The sequence below is a fragment of the Polyangiaceae bacterium genome, assembly GCA_020633205.1.
GTDB lineage: Bacteria > Myxococcota_A > Polyangia > Polyangiales > Polyangiaceae > JAHBVY01.
Genome location: JACKEB010000012.1, coordinates 703,676 through 719,779, shown reverse-complemented (window position 1 = coordinate 719,779; position 16,104 = coordinate 703,676). Strand labels below are relative to the sequence as shown.

At 65.9% G+C, this 16,104-nt stretch carries 13 protein-coding genes; 5 read left to right on the top strand and 8 right to left on the bottom strand.

Annotation, left to right across the window (positions count from 1 at the left end; translation table 11 throughout):
- The first annotated feature begins 65 nt into the window (after window positions 1-65).
- Complete coding sequence (locus H6718_15210) at window positions 66-809, top strand: TetR/AcrR family transcriptional regulator (GenBank protein ID MCB9586748.1); 744 nt, start codon at window positions 66-68, stop codon at window positions 807-809.
- Between the two features lie 54 nt (window positions 810-863).
- Here H6718_15210 and thiS read toward each other — a convergent pair whose 3' ends face one another.
- From thiS to miaB, 3 genes are read right to left on the bottom strand one after another with little or no spacing between them, the layout of a single operon-like run.
- The gene (thiS, locus tag H6718_15205; GenBank protein MCB9586747.1) at window positions 864-1,064 is read right to left on the bottom strand and encodes a sulfur carrier protein ThiS; all 201 of its coding nucleotides are present in this window, start codon (window positions 1,062-1,064) and stop codon (window positions 864-866) included.
- Window positions 1,065-1,091: 27 nt separating this feature from the next.
- Entirely contained in the window at window positions 1,092-1,604 is a 513-nt protein-coding gene (locus tag H6718_15200; protein ID MCB9586746.1) for a gamma carbonic anhydrase family protein, read from the bottom strand.
- A complete protein-coding gene (gene miaB, locus H6718_15195; GenBank protein ID MCB9586745.1) occupies window positions 1,604-3,103 on the bottom strand; it encodes a tRNA (N6-isopentenyl adenosine(37)-C2)-methylthiotransferase MiaB in 1,500 nt (499 codons plus the stop codon). Before miaB ends, H6718_15200 begins: the two co-directional genes overlap by 1 nt.
- Before the next feature lie 273 nt (window positions 3,104-3,376).
- On the opposite strand from miaB, the gene H6718_15190 reads away from it, so the two are divergent.
- Window positions 3,377-5,137 carry a long-chain fatty acid--CoA ligase gene (locus H6718_15190; protein ID MCB9586744.1) on the top strand — a complete coding sequence of 587 codons (1,761 nt, stop codon included), beginning with the start codon at window positions 3,377-3,379 and terminating at the stop codon, window positions 5,135-5,137.
- Window positions 5,138-5,317: 180 nt separating this feature from the next.
- On the opposite strand, the gene H6718_15185 is transcribed toward H6718_15190, so the two are convergent.
- The 5 genes from H6718_15185 to H6718_15165 form a co-directional block, all read right to left on the bottom strand.
- A complete protein-coding gene (locus H6718_15185; protein ID MCB9586743.1) occupies window positions 5,318-5,581 on the bottom strand; it encodes a hypothetical protein in 264 nt (87 codons plus the stop codon).
- Window positions 5,582-5,688: 107 nt separating this feature from the next.
- Complete coding sequence (locus H6718_15180; GenBank protein ID MCB9586742.1) at window positions 5,689-7,548, bottom strand: hypothetical protein; 1,860 nt, start codon at window positions 7,546-7,548, stop codon at window positions 5,689-5,691.
- 157 nt (window positions 7,549-7,705) lie between these two features.
- Window positions 7,706-9,616, bottom strand: coding sequence for a hypothetical protein (locus H6718_15175; protein ID MCB9586741.1), 1,911 nt, complete (start codon window positions 9,614-9,616; stop codon window positions 7,706-7,708).
- Between the two features lie 473 nt (window positions 9,617-10,089).
- Window positions 10,090-11,868, bottom strand: coding sequence for a hypothetical protein (locus tag H6718_15170; GenBank protein MCB9586740.1), 1,779 nt, complete (start codon window positions 11,866-11,868; stop codon window positions 10,090-10,092).
- Window positions 11,869-12,401: 533 nt separating this feature from the next.
- Complete coding sequence (locus H6718_15165; GenBank protein ID MCB9586739.1) at window positions 12,402-13,760, bottom strand: peptidase family C69; 1,359 nt, start codon at window positions 13,758-13,760, stop codon at window positions 12,402-12,404.
- A gap of 134 nt (window positions 13,761-13,894) precedes the next feature.
- On the opposite strand from H6718_15165, the gene H6718_15160 reads away from it, so the two are divergent.
- The 3 genes from H6718_15160 to H6718_15150 are packed head-to-tail and all read left to right on the top strand — an operon-like array spanning window position 13,895 to window position 16,083.
- Window positions 13,895-14,350 carry an Rrf2 family transcriptional regulator gene (locus H6718_15160; protein ID MCB9586738.1) on the top strand — a complete coding sequence of 152 codons (456 nt, stop codon included), beginning with the start codon at window positions 13,895-13,897 and terminating at the stop codon, window positions 14,348-14,350.
- 7 nt (window positions 14,351-14,357) lie between these two features.
- Window positions 14,358-15,323 (top strand): cysteine synthase A, encoded by a 966-nt coding sequence (gene cysK, locus H6718_15155; GenBank protein ID MCB9586737.1) that lies wholly within the window; start codon window positions 14,358-14,360, stop codon window positions 15,321-15,323.
- Window positions 15,316-16,083 (top strand): HesA/MoeB/ThiF family protein, encoded by a 768-nt coding sequence (locus H6718_15150; GenBank protein MCB9586736.1) that lies wholly within the window; start codon window positions 15,316-15,318, stop codon window positions 16,081-16,083. Before cysK ends, H6718_15150 begins: the two co-directional genes overlap by 8 nt.
- Window positions 16,084-16,104: the final 21 nt, after the last annotated feature.

Sequence of the window (16,104 nt, the reverse complement as noted above, 5' to 3'; positions counted from 1 at the left end):
GCTTGTATCAGCTGAAACGCGCCCCCGTTTCGCGCGCCGGCTCACTTTTCTGAAGACCGACTCACATGCCCAACACCGCGAAAAGCCTCTCCTCGGGCGCCAAGTCCAAGGCCGCCGCCAAACCCACCAACAAGCGTTCCGCCAAAGCCAAACAGCCAGCCCCCAAGGCTACCTCCGCCGGAAAACGCGTGGCCCTACCCAATGCCGCACGGAAAAGGCCGAGACAAGCCCGCGCGCGAGCCACCGTCGACGCGATTCTGGAGGCGGCGGCTCGCGTGCTCGTAGAAGAAGGCTACGAGGGCGCCAACACGAACCGCATCGCCGAGGTGGCGGGGGTGAGCATCGGCTCGCTGTATCAGTACTTCCCGAACAAGCAGGCGCTGGTCAGCGCGCTGGTGGAGCGCCACGTTCGCCACATCATGGACTTGCTCGGGAGCGGCCTGATGACCGCCGCAAGCCTCCCCCTCCCCGACGGGATCCGCCGGCTCGTTCAGGTGATGCTCGACGTGCACCGCCTGGAGCCAGAGTTGCACCGCGTGCTGGCAGAGCAGCTTCCCCGCATCTCCACGCCTGACCATCACCGCCAGACCAACACTACGGCGCAGGCGATGATCAAGGGCTACCTCGAGCAGCGCCGCTCCGAGCTTCGGCCGGGGCTCGACCTCGAGACCGCGCCGTTCATCTTGGTGCACAGCGTGGAGGCGGTGACTCACGCCGCGGTGATTGAACAGCCAGAGACGGATCCCGAGCGCTTGGTCGACGAGGTCACCGCGATGATCGTGGCGTATATGCTGCCAAGCGCAGGCTAAGCGCCGGTTCGTCGAGCGCGGCTCCCGGGCTATTCGACCACGGGTCGCAAGTGCTCAGCCGCCGCCGACGAAGTGCACGATCTCGAGCACGTCTCCTTCTGCGAGCTGCACGCTGGGGTGCTCCGCCCGAGGCACGACCTCGCGATTGCGCTCGACGGCAACGGGGCCATCCGTCAGCCCGAGGTGCTCGATCAACGCGCGCACGCTGAGGCCATCGGGGACCTGATGTTCTTCGCCGTTGATGGTCAGCTGCATGGCGCGCCTATACCACGACTGAGCGCGCTAGCGGCGGTGTCCCAGGGCGAGCTCTTGGTAAATCGCGGCGCCCGCAGCCCCTTCGAGCGCTTCACGCTCCGTCAGCTCCCGCACCACCTTCGCCGAGGTGCCCCGAACCAGAACTCGAGGCGGCACCTTCATGCGGGGCGGCACGACGGCGCCCGCAGCGATGATCGCGCCCTCGCCGATCTCCGCGTTGTCCAAGATCACGGAGCCCATGCCGATCAACGCCCCACGGCGCACCGTGGCCCCGTGGATCACCGCGTTGTGACCAACGGTGACGTCCTCCTCCACGAGCGCGTCGCTCACGCCGCCGGTCATGTGCACCGTGGCGTTGTCCTGAATGTTGGTGCGGGCGCCGATGCGGATGCTCCCCACATCTCCTCGGAGCACCGCGCCGTACCAGATGCTCGCGGACTCGGCGATGTACACCTCACCCACCACCACCGCGTTTTCCGCCAGGAAAACAGACTCGTGAATCTCTGGCGTGTGTTGATTGTAGTTTTTGACGATTGCCATCACACCACCGGGAGGTTGACGCGCCCAGGTTTACTTACCCGCGCCTGCTCTGGCGTGGCTTCGCTGCTCGGAAGCGGTGCGCGCCGCGCCTCGTCCAGGAGCTCTGCCTGCAGGCTGTGCTTGAAGGCGCCCACGATGCGCACCTCACACAGCTCACCCAGCACGTCGCTGTTGGCTCCGAAGTGCACAATCTCGTTCCGCTCGGTGCGACCGGTGTAGCCGCCGGTCTTGCCGAGGCCCTCCACCAGCACCGTCTCGACGTTGCCGATCAGTCGGCTCAGGTGCTCGCGCCTCAGCTCCTCCGAGAGGTCGAACAGCGCCGCCAGGCGCCGGCTCTTCTCTGCTTCGGTCACGTCGTCTTTCAGCTTGAGCGCTGGTGTGCCCGGGCGCTCGGAGTACTTGAAGCCAAAAACGCCTACGAAACCCACGCGGCGCACCAGCTCGAGCGTGGCCTCGAAATCCTCTTCTGTCTCCCCAGGGAAACCCACGATGATGTCCGTCGAGAGACTCAGCCCGGGCACTGCCTGCTTCAAGGCGTCCGTGCGCTCGAGGTACTCCGCCACGCTGTAGCGACGAATCATGCGCCGCAGCACGCGGTCGCTGCCGGACTGCACCGGCATATGAACGTGGCGCACCAGCTGAGGCAGCTCGCGGTGCGCTGCGATCAGCGACGGCGTGAGGTGCCTCGGGTGGGGGCTCGTGTAGCGCAAGCGGGCAAGGCCAGGCACCCTCGCGCAAATCGCACGGAGCAACCCCGGGAACTCACTCTCGTCAGCGTGGATCCCGGCACCGCGACGCTTCGCCGTCTCCCCCGATGGAAGCTTGGCGAGGGGCGCGGCATCCGTCGCCGCCGAGGGGAGCTGAGACGTCGGGTCCAGGTAGCTGTCCACCGTCTGGCCGAGCAGCGTGATCTCGCGGGTGCCGCGAGCAACCAGCGCCTCGCACTCCGCCAAGATTTCCCCGGATGGCCGGTAGCGCTCAGGACCGCGAGTGGTGGGCACGATGCAGAAGGAACAGCGCTCGTCGCAGCCCTTCATGATCGTGACGAAGCTCGACACCTGGCGCGAGCGCGGCAGCCCGGCTTCCAGGCTGAGAAAGCGCGGCGAGTCCAGGTCGAACGCCGCACGCACTTGGGGCGGCGCCCCGCCCTCCAGTTCGCGCAGCAGACCCGGCAGCTCCGGGATGTTGTCGGGGCCAATCAAGAGGTCGATCTGGGGCATGCGCTTCACCAGGCGCTCACCCTCTTGCTGCGCCACGCAACCCGCCACGCCAATCAGCAGCTCTGGGCGGCTGCGCTTCAAGACGCCGAGTCGCCCCACCTCGCTGCGCAATTTTTGCTCGGCCTTCTCCCGCACGCTGCAGGTGTTGAGCACCACCAAATCGGCGTGCTCCACATCTGCTGCGGGGGCATAGCCGGCGCGCTGCAGCACCTCCTCCATGCGCTCGGAGTCGTGCTGATTCATCTGGCAGCCGAAAGTGACGAGGCTGTAGGAGGGCATGAAGCGCCTCGCCCTAGCACAGCTGGGTCGCGCGAGCGAACCCCCGGCAAAAGCCCGCAACCCATCGTCGACGCGACCCTCAGCGCCAGAGCTCGACCTCGGGACAGCCCATGCGCCGCCGTCTCGCGTTGACCGCTGGGCGTCGCCTCCCGTAAAACCCTGGTCCGCAAATCCCTCAGCGCGTGGCGGCGAGCCAGACGACCGCGGACTGGCTGCCCCTGGCAGCGCAAAGACCCACGCGACGGGCGATGAACGCTACGGATAGGACGGAGCATGGCCGAGAAGTTCAAGAACCTGGTTGAAGTACTTGAAAAGAGCGCGAAGACCCACGCGACGCGCACGCTGTTCGGGACCAAACAGGGCTCGGAATGGAAGTGGATCGACTACCAGACCTTCAAGCGTGACGTCGATCGTTTCCGCGCAGCTTTGAAGGAGCTCGGTGTCGGGCCCGGAGACAAGGTCGCCGTGATCGCCGACAACCGCGTGGAGTGGGCGGTGGGTTGCTACGCCACGTACGGCCTCCGCGCAGCCTATGTGCCGATGTACCAAGCGCAGAAGCCCGACGAGTGGAAGTTCATCTTGGGTGACTGCGACGCCAAGGTCGTGCTCGCAGCGAACCAGGACGTCTACGACAAGCTGAAGAAGATTCAGCCGGAGCTGCCGGCGCTGGAGCACGTGATCAACTTCGAGGGCAACGCGGACAGCGTGGATGCCTACAGCGCGCTGCTCAAGAAGGGCGAGCAGCACCCCGTCGACCCAGAGCAGCCCGACCCCAAGGAGACCGCCGGTTTCATCTACACCTCGGGCACCACGGGTAACCCGAAGGGCGTCATCCTCTCCCACTCGAACATCTGCTCGAACCTCAACGCGATTCACGAGGTCTTCACCTTCAACGCTGAAGATCGCTCGCTCTCGTTCCTGCCTTGGGCGCACTCGATGGGTCAAACCTGCGAGCTCCACGGCCTGATCAGCATGGGCTGCTCCATCGGCATCAACGACGACATCCCGAACCTGGTGGGTAACCTCGCGGAAGTGAAGCCCACGGTGCTGTTCGCGGTGCCTCGCATCTTCAATCGCATCTACGACGGCGTAAACAAGCAGATGAGCGAGAAGCCCGGCTTCATCCAGGGGCTCTTCCGCTCCGGCATCAAAAATGCCACACGGAAAAACGCTGGCGAGTCGCTGGGTATGCTCGAGGGCATGGGCCTCGGCCTCGCCGACAAGATCATCTTCAACAAGATCCGCGACAAGTTCGGCGGCAGGCTGAAGTATGCGATCAGCGGGAGCGCTGCCCTCGACAAGACGGTCGCGGAGTTCGTCGATGCCCTCGGCATCATGGTCTACGAAGGCTACGGCCTGACGGAGACGAGCCCCATCGCCACGGCGAACTACCCTGGTCACCGCAAGATCGGCAGCGTTGGGCGGGCGATCCCGGGCGTCACCATCAAGATCGACACCGTGGTCACCGGCGATGCGGTCAACGGTGAGATCGTGATCTACGGCCCCAACATCATGCAGGGCTACCACAACCGCCCAGAGGAAAACGCCGCCGTGCTGATGGACGACGGCGGCTTCCGCAGCGGTGATATGGGCCGTCTCGACGACGACGGCTACCTCTACATCACGGGGCGCATCAAGGAACAGTACAAGCTGGAGAACGGCAAGTACGTGGTTCCCGCGCCGCTCGAAGAGAAGCTCAAGCTGAGCCCCTTCATCGCCAACGTGATGATCCACGGCCACAACAAGCCCCATAACGTCGCCATCGTGGTACCAGACCCTGACGCGCTAAAGGCCTGGGCCGCGGAAAACGGCGTGGACGTCGCTCAGGCGGGCAGCGACCCCAAGGTCAAGCAGCTGATCCAGGGCGAGCTCGACAAGTTCAGCAAGGACTTCAAAGGCTTCGAGCGTCCTCGCAACTTCGCGGTGATCACCGAGGATTTCTCCACGGAAAATGGCATGCTGACGCCCACGCTGAAGCTCAAGCGTCGCAACGTGCTGGAACGCTACGGCGACCTGATCGAAGGCCTGTACTGAGCAGCCACAGGCGCTAGCCAGCTCAGCTGCATCGCCGCATTGAGGCCGCCGCCCCTCACCCCCAAATTCAAGCGCACGCGAGGCTGTTTTTGGGGGTGAGACGCGTCAGGTGCCTCCCGGGCGTCCTCCCGTAGTCCACCCGCAGCCCCCGCTCTGGTTGGGTTCCGGGCGCGCGCTAGCTCAGCCGCAAGAGCCCTTGCCGCACTTACCGGGCGCGCAGCTCATCGGCTTGCCACTGGCGCTCGAACCGGGAGCCGCGGAGCCGACCTCTTTCGCCTCGACCGACGCTGCGGCGGTGGCTTCAGCGGTAGCCGCCGGAGCTTCGTTGTTCGCCGCGGCGCTGGAAGCGGGCTCCGGCTTGGCCTCCGTGTTGTTGTTGCACGCGACGACGGTCGCTCCCGCCAGCACGGTGAGAATGGCCTCGAGGGTCAACTTGCTTGCCATGGCTCCAGCATATAGCCCATCCAACCGCGACTTGCAGCCATGGATGGCCCCCCGGGCTCGGCGGGTCCGTCAGTACTCGGTTTCACGCCGCGACCGGGTTCAGGCGCTCAGGGCTGGGCGAGCCAGGAGTCACTGACCAAGCGCTCACTGCTAGCGGGTAGTGCGCCGAGGGGCACGAGCAGGCTGCCGCCGAGCTCTTCCTCCCCATAGGGCGTGTAGTAGCCGTCAATCGGCGCGAGCAGGCTCCCACTCCGGTCCACCGGATACACCCTGCGAGCTTCCCCGAGCGCATTCGAGCGTTGCTGAACCCGCCCCAAGAGCTCGAGCCTCCCATCGGGTGTCAGCTGATAGGCGATGAAGGCTCCTGGGCCACGTAGTGATCCCGGCGGAAGCACCAAGGCGGCTTGGGCGTTCACTGCCGCCATGCGATTGAACAGCGCCTTGTACGTGTAGTCGCTGATCCAGCGCGGGTCGCAGTAGCCCATCACGTCCAGCACCTGGGAGGGGTTCAGCAGCGTCTTGCTCCGCTTGTCGTAGCCCCAGCGGCCGATTTTCCCGCCGGCGAAGGGGAACGCCGCGTCCACCGATACGGTCGTGCCGCAGGGGGCGTGCAACCGCCCCTGGGCGTGTCCAAGCTCATGAGCCGATGTCTCGAGCCAGCCCACGTCGGATCCATCCGCGAACACTCCGAGCCCGATTGCCGCGCGGTAATTCTCGTCGTTGGGACCAACCACATTGCTAAGCCCAGCGATGCACGCCCCACCGCAGTAGGCCGAGCTGCTCCCCGCGGGCGCCAGTAGCCCGTAGTAGTAGGTCTTGGGCCCAGCATTGTCGTTCTGGCGCAGCTGCTGCAGCGCGCTGAGCAGGGCCGGCCAGCCCGTGCCATCCGCGGCGACAGAGCTGTTGTAGGTCCACGCGGCGCGCACCGATAGGTTCAGTGTCGCGGTCGGATACTGAGCCAAGAAGTAGTCGCGGTAGGCATCCTGACGGGCCTGATTCAGGAGCGGTAGCCGCCCGTTGATCTTGATTGGCACGAGCTTCACGCGGAAAGCGCCGCCGGGGGACTTCACCCCAAGCGCCGCCGTCCCGCTGCTGGGATAGCGGGAGTCAGCCGTAGTACCCGAGTAGGCACCACTCGTCGCCTCGACCAGCTGGACCGAGAATTTGGCTCCCAGCGTGAGCCAGCTGCCTGGCACGTTGAAGTTCAGCGACGAACTCAGCTTGCTGTTCGTCGAAGCGCCATTCGGGGTCCAGGTGACCTCTTGGGACTGACTCCCGACTTTCAGTTTGCCGACGACGGCGCGCTTCGTCCAAGCCGCCGTCGGCGTCACGAAGACCCGCAGCAACGCCGCCTTGCCCTGCACCAGCGGCGCGTTCGGTGTTCTCGCCGCGCCAGCGTCCATGAGCGTCACCTTGACGGATTGCCACGCAGAAATTTGTGAGATGCGCAAGCCATGTACTGGGGAGCCCGCGGCGACTCCACCACCGCTGCCGCCTGATCCCCCGTTTCCGCCGCTGCCGCTCGAGCCAGCACTGCCGCCCGAGCCACCACTAGCTGAGCCCGCTGAGCCAGCGCTGCCGCCTGAGGCGCCACCAGCCGAGCCCGCTGAACCACCAGCGCCGCCAGAACCACTCTCGCCACCTAAGCCGGCGCTACCACCCGCATCGGCGCCGCCAGCGCCGCCCGTCAGCGAATGCCCCGCAGAGCCTCCACTGCCGCCAGCCATCCCGCCAGCGTCAGCCCCCGCAGCACCACCAGTGTCGAAGCCACTGCTGCCGCCAGTCGCTCGCCCCGCGCCGCCGCCGGAGGTGCCACCTCCGACGCTCCCCGCATCGAACTCGCCACTGCCACCGGCACCCGCGGTACCGAGCTCCGCCTGGCACGCGGCACTCAACACCGCGACCAGCAGCAGGCTGAGGCTGCGAGTTGCGCCAGAGCTTCGGAGGCGTCGATACGGGGGAGCCATCCCCTGAGCATCGGTGACTTCCGTGCAGAAAAGAAGCGCCAATGCTTCCGCTCGAACCCAACGACCAGTTGGTCGAACGCCACGTTTCCGCGCGGTGTGTTATCCAGGGACGGGCGCCACAGCTTGGCTCCGATTCATCTGGGGGCTGAGCCTTGGATCAGGGCGCGATGGGCGTGATCCACTCGGGTTCCAGCACCGCTGGGCCCCCGAGCTGCACCAACAACCCCTTGGAGATCAAGCCGCCTGCGGCGCTGGGCAGGGCACGTACCGGCACGAGCAGCGTCCCGCCCAGCTCGTCGTCGCCGTAGGGCGTGAAGTAGCCGGACACCGCGGGCAGCGGCTTGCCCTGCTCATCCACCGGGTGAACCAGCGTCGCGTCGCCCATTGCGGCGGACCGCAGCTGGACCTTCCCCAGAGACTCGAGGGTGCCGTCAGGCCGCAGCGTGAAGGCTTCGAACGCACCGGCGGCGCGCAGCGAACCGACCGGGACGTGCAGCGCGGGGTTCGCGTTCACATAGGAAATCCGATCAAACATCGCGCTGTAGGTGTAGTCGCTCAGCCAGCTCGGATCGCAGTAACCCATCACGTCATAACGACCGGAGGGCGTGAGCACCTTTTGGCTGCGGACGTCATAGCCCCAGCTGCCTATCCCTCCACCGGAGTAAGGGAAGTTACCGTCGTAAGACGAGACACCGCCGCACGGCGCGTGGGACCGGCCCAGCGTGTGGCCCACCTCGTGAGCTAGCGTGTCGGGAGAACCGCTGTTGCTGCCGTCCGGGAAGAACCCAAGGCCTATTGCCGCACGGTAATAGTCGCTGTTGGCGCTCGGCACCGAGCCAAGGCCCGCGGTGCAGGAACCAGAGCAGAAGCTACTGAAGCGAGACGCCGGGGCAAGCACCCCATAGTAGTAGGTCTCTGCGCTGGGGTTGTCGCTCTGACGCAAGCTCTGGAGGGAACTCAGCAGTGACGACCACCCCGAGGTGCGGGTCACCGTGCCGCTATACGCCCAGGTGGCGCGCACCGTGAGTTCAAGCGAAGCGATGGGATACATGGCCAGCAGCTGCTGACGGTAGGTCTCCACGCGAGCGCTGGAGAGATCGGGCTCGTAGCCACTGACGCGGATCGGGACCAGCTTGAGTTTGAAAGCCCCGTTCGGCGACTCTGCAGCAAGGCTTGCGGTGCCAGACGCCGGGTAGCGGGAGCCGCTGCTCGTACCGGGGAAGCTTCCGCTGCTCGCCTCGAGCAACTCCACGGAGAAGCTCGCGTTGGCCGTGATCCAGCTTCCGGGCACGTTGAAATTGATGGACGAACCCAAGGTCGCGTCGCTTGAAGCGCCACTTGGGCTCGCAGTGACGTCCATCGACTGGCCACCTACGGTCAGGCGGCCCACGATGCTTCGGCTCTGCCAGGAGGACGTAGGGCTGACGTAGACTCGCACCAAAGCGTCCCGCCCAGCGACCACAGGAGCGTTCGGCGACTGCCCCGCCCCGTTGTTCATCAACGTGACCTTCACCGATTGCCACACGGAAACCTGACTGATGTCGATCCCGGTGGCGGGCGCGCCCGCCGTCGTGCCGCCGCCCGAGCCGCCACTGCCGCTGGTCCCGCCACTCCCGCTGGTGCCCCCGCTTCCGCTAGTCCCGCCACTGCCGCCGGCGCCGCCACTACCGCTAGTCCCGCCAGCGCCACCGGTGCCGGCGCTACCGGCGGTGCCCCCGCTGCCGCTCGCGCCGCCCGCGTCGGTGCCGCCCTGGGCATCGGAACCACCTTGAGCGCTACCGCCCTGGGCGTCGCTTCCGCCTTGAGCACTGCCCCCCTGGGCGTCGCTGCCGCCCTGACCGGAGCCGCCCTGTCCAGAGCCGCAAGCAGCCGTGCAGGCGTCCGTGTCCCCGGTGTCGCACACGCAGCGGGAGAAGCAGCTGTCACATGATCCGCAACCGCTCTCGACATCGCACCCAGGGTCCCCGAGGTTGCCGTCGTCGAACCCGCCGCCACCAGAAGCTGGCTGACAGGCCAAAGCCCAGAAACCCAACATCCCCACCAAACCGCGTGACAGCCAGTGCTTCATGCTTGCCTCTTCGATGCCGTTGTTGCGGGAGCCTCGGAAACGGCGCCACTCTGGTTGCCGCACGGCAACTTCAGAAAACCGTGCACCGTCTCCGCAGTCCTCTGTAGCTAACACGCTGCACTTAACTGCACAACGAAACCACCCCGCATTTTCGTGCGAAAACAGTGTCGTGAAAATTCTTGGGCGCGCCTTGCTTTCAAGGGCCTCGAGCGTTGTGTGCCCTGGGATGATAGCGCCCTGTTCGTTGCGTTCGAACCGCGCATACCGCGCCAGATCCGACCTGGAGAATTCTTACCGCAAGGCAAGAACGCTCGCGGCTCCCACGGCGCGGGGCGCTGAGCACGGACAAGCGTATCCGTATGGCAAACCAAACACGCGTCTGGTTGGCGTAGTCGTCCGCGACAAAATGCGACGAGCGCAGCTGGGGATCCAACTGCGCTCGTATGTGTCGCCAGTGCCTAGTGAGGTGAAGCTCAGTACAGGCGGTTGTCTTGGATAACGCCCAGGGGCGCGACCACTCCAGCCGGCGAGAGCTTGCTCGCGATGCCATACGCTAGCGAGGGCATCTGCTTCGGCTTCGGCACCAGCAGCGTACCGCCGAACTGCTCCTCGGCGAACGGGTAGTAGAAACCCTTCAGCTCCTCGAGGTCGTTCCCGTCCTGATCGACGAGCATTGCGCTGCTCTCTTCGCCCCACGCCGGACCGTTGAGGTGCACGTCGTTGACGCGAATCACGCGGCCGTCAGCCTCCACGATGAAGCTCATGTAGTCGCCAACCAAGCGCGCCGGGTCGCTCGGCGGAACCACGAAGCCCCCACCGTTCACGTACGCAACGCGGTCGAAGATCCGGTTGTAGTTGTAGTCGCTGATCCAGTTCGGGCTGCAGTAGCCCATCACGTCCTTGTAGGTCGTGGGCTGGCGCACGCGGTCGATGCTCAGATCGTAGCCCCAGCTGCCGATCCCACCACCGGAGTACGGGTAGCCGCTGCCGCTCTCGCCGGTGCCGCACATCGTGTGGGGCCGACCATGAGCGTGTCCAAGCTCGTGGGCCATCGTGTCCGCGGAGCCGATGTCTTGTCCGTCGGGAAACACGCCGAGGCCAATGGAGCCGCGCTGGTAGTCGTCGTTTGCTGCCGGCAGACCGCTCAAGCCCGCCACGCAGCCGCTGCTGCAGTACGACTGGGCGCTGCTCGTGGGTGCCAGAACGCCGTAGTAGTACGTGTTCTTCGGCGGGTTGTCCTGAGCGCGCAGGTTGTAGATCGCGTTCAGCAGCTGGTTCCACCCGCTGCCGTTGGCGCTGACGTTGCTGCCGTAGTTCACTGCTTGGCGCACCGTCATCTCGACCGTGGGCACCGGATACATCGACGTCAGGCGCTTGATGTAGGAGTCGACGCGGTTCTGGCCGACGTCCGGCGTGAAGCCGTTGATCGTCACGGGCACGAGCACGACGTGCAGTGGGCCGCGCGGGTCCTCTGCGGCGAGCGCCTCGCTGCCGCTGCCCGGGTAGCGAGAGCCCGCGTTGCTGCCTGGGCCGCCGCCACCCGTTTCGAACAGGGTCACCGAGTAGCTCGAGCCGGTGGTGATGGCGCTGCCAGGTACCTTGATGTTGAAGGTGGTGTTCACGTCGCTATCGCTGGACTCGGCGCTCGGCGAGGCCGTCGCCTCGTAGGTCTGACCGTCCAGGTCGAGCACCGCAGCGAGCTGGCGCGGCTGCCAATCGGCGTCTGGAGACACGAAGACGCGGAACACCGCGTCCTTGCTCGCGACCACGGGCGCCTTGCGGGTGCTGGCGCTGACCGAGCCGCCGTTCTCCATCACCGGCACCTTGACACTTTGCCACACGGAAATGGAACTGATACGAATCCCGGTTGCCTGGTCCCCGGTGGCGCTGGTCCCGCCGTTGCCGCCACTGGTGTTCCCGGCGTTGCCTCCCGTCGCGCCCGTGCCAGCGGTGCCCCCCTGGTCCGATCCACCTGCTGCGCCGCTCCCGCCAGAGCCGCCTTGAGCTCCCGAACCGCCGGATGCGCCAGAGCCTCCAGAGCCGGGCACGCCACAGGCAACCGCACAGGCGTTTCCATCGCCGTTCTCGCACACACACTTGTCGAAGCACACGCCACACAGGCTGCAGTCGCCAGCGCCGGTGCATCCCGGATTGCCCAGACTGACCGCGTCCGCGCCGCCGTCTCCAGAGGCACCACACGCGCCCATGATTCCAGCCAACCCAGCGACTCCCAACCAAACTGCCCAGCGCATATCTCAACAGCCTCCATGAGGGGTGGAGCAAAGGCTCCGACTCAAGCCAGCGGACACGAGACCGGATGCGCTTTGGGCGCCTCGGTCCCCCCCCGGCCGAACCGCCTTTATCCGGCGAGCGCGAGCGGGCGAGTGGTCCGTCATCAAGCCTCTTTTGGCTAACACCCGGAGTCTGCCTCGACAATCATTCCAGCGGCGGTTCGGCTGCGGAGAACAGCTTCGCTGCATTGTTTTCACCAACCCAAGGCCGCAGCGGATTTCCCACCCAGAAAGACGCCTGGTCGGACGGCGTAGGCGCGCTGCCTACCTCGTCCTTGAACTCGCGCGGAAACAGCAGGAATGCAGCACAGCGCTGCGTGGCGACTGATTTGGGTGAGACACTCTGGTCCAGCCCTGAGGATCGAGTCTGCTCCCAGCACCCAAAGACCGGGAAAAAGCCCGCCCATTTCGCGCCGGCTGTAGTCCTACACTGTGAGCCGCGCGGCGCCTGGTTTCCTCCCCCGCTCTGCGCGCGATCCACCCAGTGCGACGCTTCAACCGAGGTTCGCCCGGCGCTCCAGATTCCGAAGGTACCAGTTGTTCGGGCCAGTCCCCTCGCGCTGAAGCCGCGAGTCGGCCCAAGCCGCCCAGCGCTCCTCGAGCACCGAGGCTGCAGCGAACGCCCGCTGCGACATCTCGTCACGCAGGCTCTCAGAGCCCTTTCGCGCTGCGGGGAGCTCCAGCAGCTGCTGCGCCTCGAATGCCCGCTGCTCGACACGAATTTCCTCAAGGAATTTAATCCAGTCGCGCCTGGCCCGCTTCAGCAGGCGCTGGTGCTGCCACCAGGTGCTGCGATCCCCACGCGCGCCGGGGAACTCCGGGAGCCAAGCCGGATGCGTGCTGGGTTCGAGCCAACCCGGCTTGAACAAGCTGGTGCAGGGAGCGCTGGTCCCGGTGACCCAGATCGGCAACGCCGCTCCACCAGGGTCCGCTTGACCGAAATCGACGACCAGAGAAGCCGTGGTTTGAGCGGCTCGCCGCTGGGGCAACCAGCCGGCGTGTGCGCAGATTTGAGGTCGGTTTGCGTCGGGCGCAGCGCCGCCATGATCTCTCAAGACGTCGAACGCAAAGCCAGCGGTGAGCGCGCCGCTGCCCTGGGAGAGCAACCCCTCCGCTCGGTTTTGACGAGCACCGCCCATCGCGGCCGCTTCGTAGAATTTGTCGCGAAAAGTCCCCGCAAAATCGATTCGGCCGCGCCCCGGACTGAGGCCACAGTCCCGGGCATAGGCCGCGATGTGTGGGCTGGCGAACTCCCAATCCTCGCGGATACGCAGGCGGTTCGAGATCGCATAAATGCCGTCTATTCGCCGCCTCACCCAGGCGCGCCCAGCAGTCTCCACGGCCCAGGCGGAGCCGCGATCGGCGAACAGATAGCTGTTGTCGTAGTCGAAGTTGCGGAGTTGGTGCCCAGCTTCACCGCCCTGGCCATGGCTCTCGGTGAGCTCACAGGCCAGGGCCGCCGCGGATTCCGCCGTAGCTTCCCGCTCGAGGCAAAGTCTGACCACGTCCATGCCAAGCAACGCAGGTGGCCCCGGGTGGCCGAGCTCTCGACGCTTGCGCCGGGCCGCCGCGCAGCGAGTGAATACCGCTTCGTTTCCGGCAACGACTCCCGCATCGTTGAGACCCATCTCCGCGCCCCACATCCAGTACGGACGGCTGAGCAGCACGCCGCGGGTGCGGGCTACCTGGGGGATCGCGACGTGGGTGGTGCATACCCGAGCTTCTAGGTCGTGAACCTGCGGCGGGACCCACTCCAGGCCTTGGGCCTCGAACGGCTCGCGATCGCTGTTCTTTCCGAACAGCGGCGCCCCACTGGGTGTGGCCTCACCAAGGGCCACGAAGGTGTCGCACATAGGGAGATTCTCGACTCAGCACTGCTTGCGGCGAAACGGAATTGTTTGCTCTTCCGGGGTCTCTTGGCGCGAAAAACGCGCCATCGCCACGCCTAATCTTGACAAACCCGATGTGTAAAAGCAGATCACCCCCGGTGAAGCTCTCGAACAAAGGCCGCTACGCCGTTCGCGCCCTGTTCGACATCGCGTTTTACAACGAGGGCCGGCCGACTCAGGTGAAAGACATCGCCGAGCGCCAGTCCATCCCTCCGCGCTTCCTCGAGCAGATCTTCCAAGATCTGAAGCGCGCTGGGATCGTCGCTTCCAAGCGCGGCCCTCAGGGCGGCTACTCCCTCGCGAAACCCGCAGCCCAGATCAAGCTGAGCGACGTGATCCGCGCGCTGGAAGGTCCGATCTCCCTGGGCGAAAAAGCGCCTGACAAAGCGGCGGAGCAGGACGAGGTGCGCAACGTCACCGAGAGTGTGTTTCGCGATCTCTCCGAGCGCGTCGAAGAGTGCTTTGCGGCAGTCAGCGTCAGCGATATCTGCGCCCGAGCGGACGAACTAGGACTGCCGCGCCCCGGCGCGCGGCGCTACGTCTACGTGATCTGAGTCCCCTATGACCCCGAACGCACCTCTCCCCCCAGCCAAGCATCCACGGATCTACGAAGACATCCTGGAGTTGATCACGGACACCCCCGTGGTCGAAATCCAGCGTCTGGAGACCGAGGTTCCCCGGGCCAGCGTGCTCGGCAAGCTCGAGAGCCAGAACCCTGGTGGATCGATCAAGGACCGCATCTGCCTATCGATGATCCTGCAAGCGGAGGCGCAAGGGTTGCTCAAGCCCGGTGGGGTAGTCGTCGAGCCCACCAGCGGCAACACCGGCATTGGACTCGCACTCGTTTCCGCACGGCGAGGCTACCGCTGTGTTCTGACCATGCCGGAGAGCATGAGCCTCGAGCGCCGCCAGCTGCTGGAGAGCATGGGCGCCGAGCTCGTGCTGACTCCGGAGGCGGAGCAGATGGAAGGCGCGATCGCGAAGGCTCGTGAAATCGTGGCGAGTACGCCGGGCGCCTTCATGCCTCAGCAGTTCGACAACGAAGCGAACCCGAACGTCCACTACGAGTCGACGGCACAGGAGATCTTCCACGCACTGGGAGACACCCCGGTGGACGCGTTCGTGGCCGCGGTCGGCACCGGAGGCACGGTGAGCGGCGTTGGCAAGGCGCTGCTCGAGCGCTACCCGAGTTGTCGCGTGATCGCCGTCGAACCGGAGACCTGTGCGACTATTTCTCGGGGGGAGAGGGGCCCCTCCAAGATCCAGGGCATCGCTGCGGGGTTCATCCCCGGCAACTACGACGCGAAGATCCCCACGGAAGTACGCACCGTCGCTGACCGCCGCGCCTACGAGATCAAGCGCGCGTTGAGCCAGCGCGAGGGCTTGCTCGTCGGGATCAGCGCGGGAGCCAACGTGGCCGTGGCGCTCGAAGTGGCCCGCGAGCTTGGCCCCGGCAAGACCGTGGTCACGATCCTCTGCGACACGGGGGAGCGCTACTTCAGCCTGGACGAGTACTTCGATGAGTGAGCGAGCGCGGCCCCGCGTTGCGCTGATCGGGCTCGGCGGCCTCGGCTGCCCAGCAGCCCTCGCCTTGCTCGAGAGCGACGTGGACCTGCTTTTGCTCGACGACGACGAGGTCGAGCTGACGAACCTGCATCGCCAGGTGCTCTACAGCGACTCGGACGTCGGACGCCCAAAGCTCGAAGCGGCGCGGGATGCCCTGCTCCGCCACGGCGCCGCTCCCGAACGTCTCAGCCTGCGCTCGACGCGTTTCCTCCCGGAGAACGCCGAAGAGATCTTGGGGTCCGTTGATCTGGTGCTGGAAGGCTCGGATAACTTCGCGACCAAGTTCCTCGCCGCAGACGCCTGCCACCTCGCGGGGGTACCGCTCGTGCATGGCGCTGCCATCCGCTGGCAAGCGACGGCGTGGCTCGTCGCCCCCGAAGGTCGCCCCTGCTATCGCTGCCTGTTCGAAGATCTACCCCGCGGCGCCCAGCAAAACTGCGACTCCGCAGGCGTGATGGGCCCCGTCGTGGGCCTGGCCGGCGCGCTGATGGCTGAGCTCGCGCTGCGCTGGCTCAACGGTGACAGCCGAGCGGCAGGCGTCGTCTGGACCTACGACGGGCGCACGGACCGCCTGCGCAAGGTGGAAGTCGCTGCTCGAGCGGGCTGTACACTGTGCGGTAGGCAGCCGACGATTCTGGACACTCGAGAAGCGCGTTATTTGGATCCGCTCGCCGGCACGTGCGGCCAGACGAGCGGTGTTGAGGCAGGCAACGTCTCCTGACCACCTGGCTCTTGACGGCCG

Excerpts from the sequence above, each read along its gene's own strand:
- H6718_15210 (MCB9586748.1), top strand. The coding sequence starts at position 66 with ATGCCCAACACCGCGAAAAGCCTCTCCTCGGGCGCCAAGTCCAAGGCC.
- thiS (MCB9586747.1), bottom strand. The coding sequence starts at position 1,064 with ATGCAGCTGACCATCAACGGCGAAGAACATCAGGTCCCCGATGGCCTC.
- H6718_15200 (MCB9586746.1), bottom strand. The coding sequence starts at position 1,604 with ATGGCAATCGTCAAAAACTACAATCAACACACGCCAGAGATTCACGAG.
- miaB (MCB9586745.1), bottom strand. The coding sequence starts at position 3,103 with ATGCCCTCCTACAGCCTCGTCACTTTCGGCTGCCAGATGAATCAGCAC.
- H6718_15190 (MCB9586744.1), top strand. The coding sequence starts at position 3,377 with ATGGCCGAGAAGTTCAAGAACCTGGTTGAAGTACTTGAAAAGAGCGCG.
- H6718_15185 (MCB9586743.1), bottom strand. The coding sequence starts at position 5,581 with ATGGCAAGCAAGTTGACCCTCGAGGCCATTCTCACCGTGCTGGCGGGA.
- H6718_15180 (MCB9586742.1), bottom strand. The coding sequence starts at position 7,548 with ATGGCTCCCCCGTATCGACGCCTCCGAAGCTCTGGCGCAACTCGCAGC.
- H6718_15175 (MCB9586741.1), bottom strand. The coding sequence starts at position 9,616 with ATGAAGCACTGGCTGTCACGCGGTTTGGTGGGGATGTTGGGTTTCTGG.
- H6718_15170 (MCB9586740.1), bottom strand. The coding sequence starts at position 11,868 with ATGCGCTGGGCAGTTTGGTTGGGAGTCGCTGGGTTGGCTGGAATCATG.
- H6718_15165 (MCB9586739.1), bottom strand. The coding sequence starts at position 13,760 with ATGTGCGACACCTTCGTGGCCCTTGGTGAGGCCACACCCAGTGGGGCG.
- cysK (MCB9586737.1), top strand. The coding sequence starts at position 14,358 with ATGACCCCGAACGCACCTCTCCCCCCAGCCAAGCATCCACGGATCTAC.
- H6718_15150 (MCB9586736.1), top strand. The coding sequence starts at position 15,316 with ATGAGTGAGCGAGCGCGGCCCCGCGTTGCGCTGATCGGGCTCGGCGGC.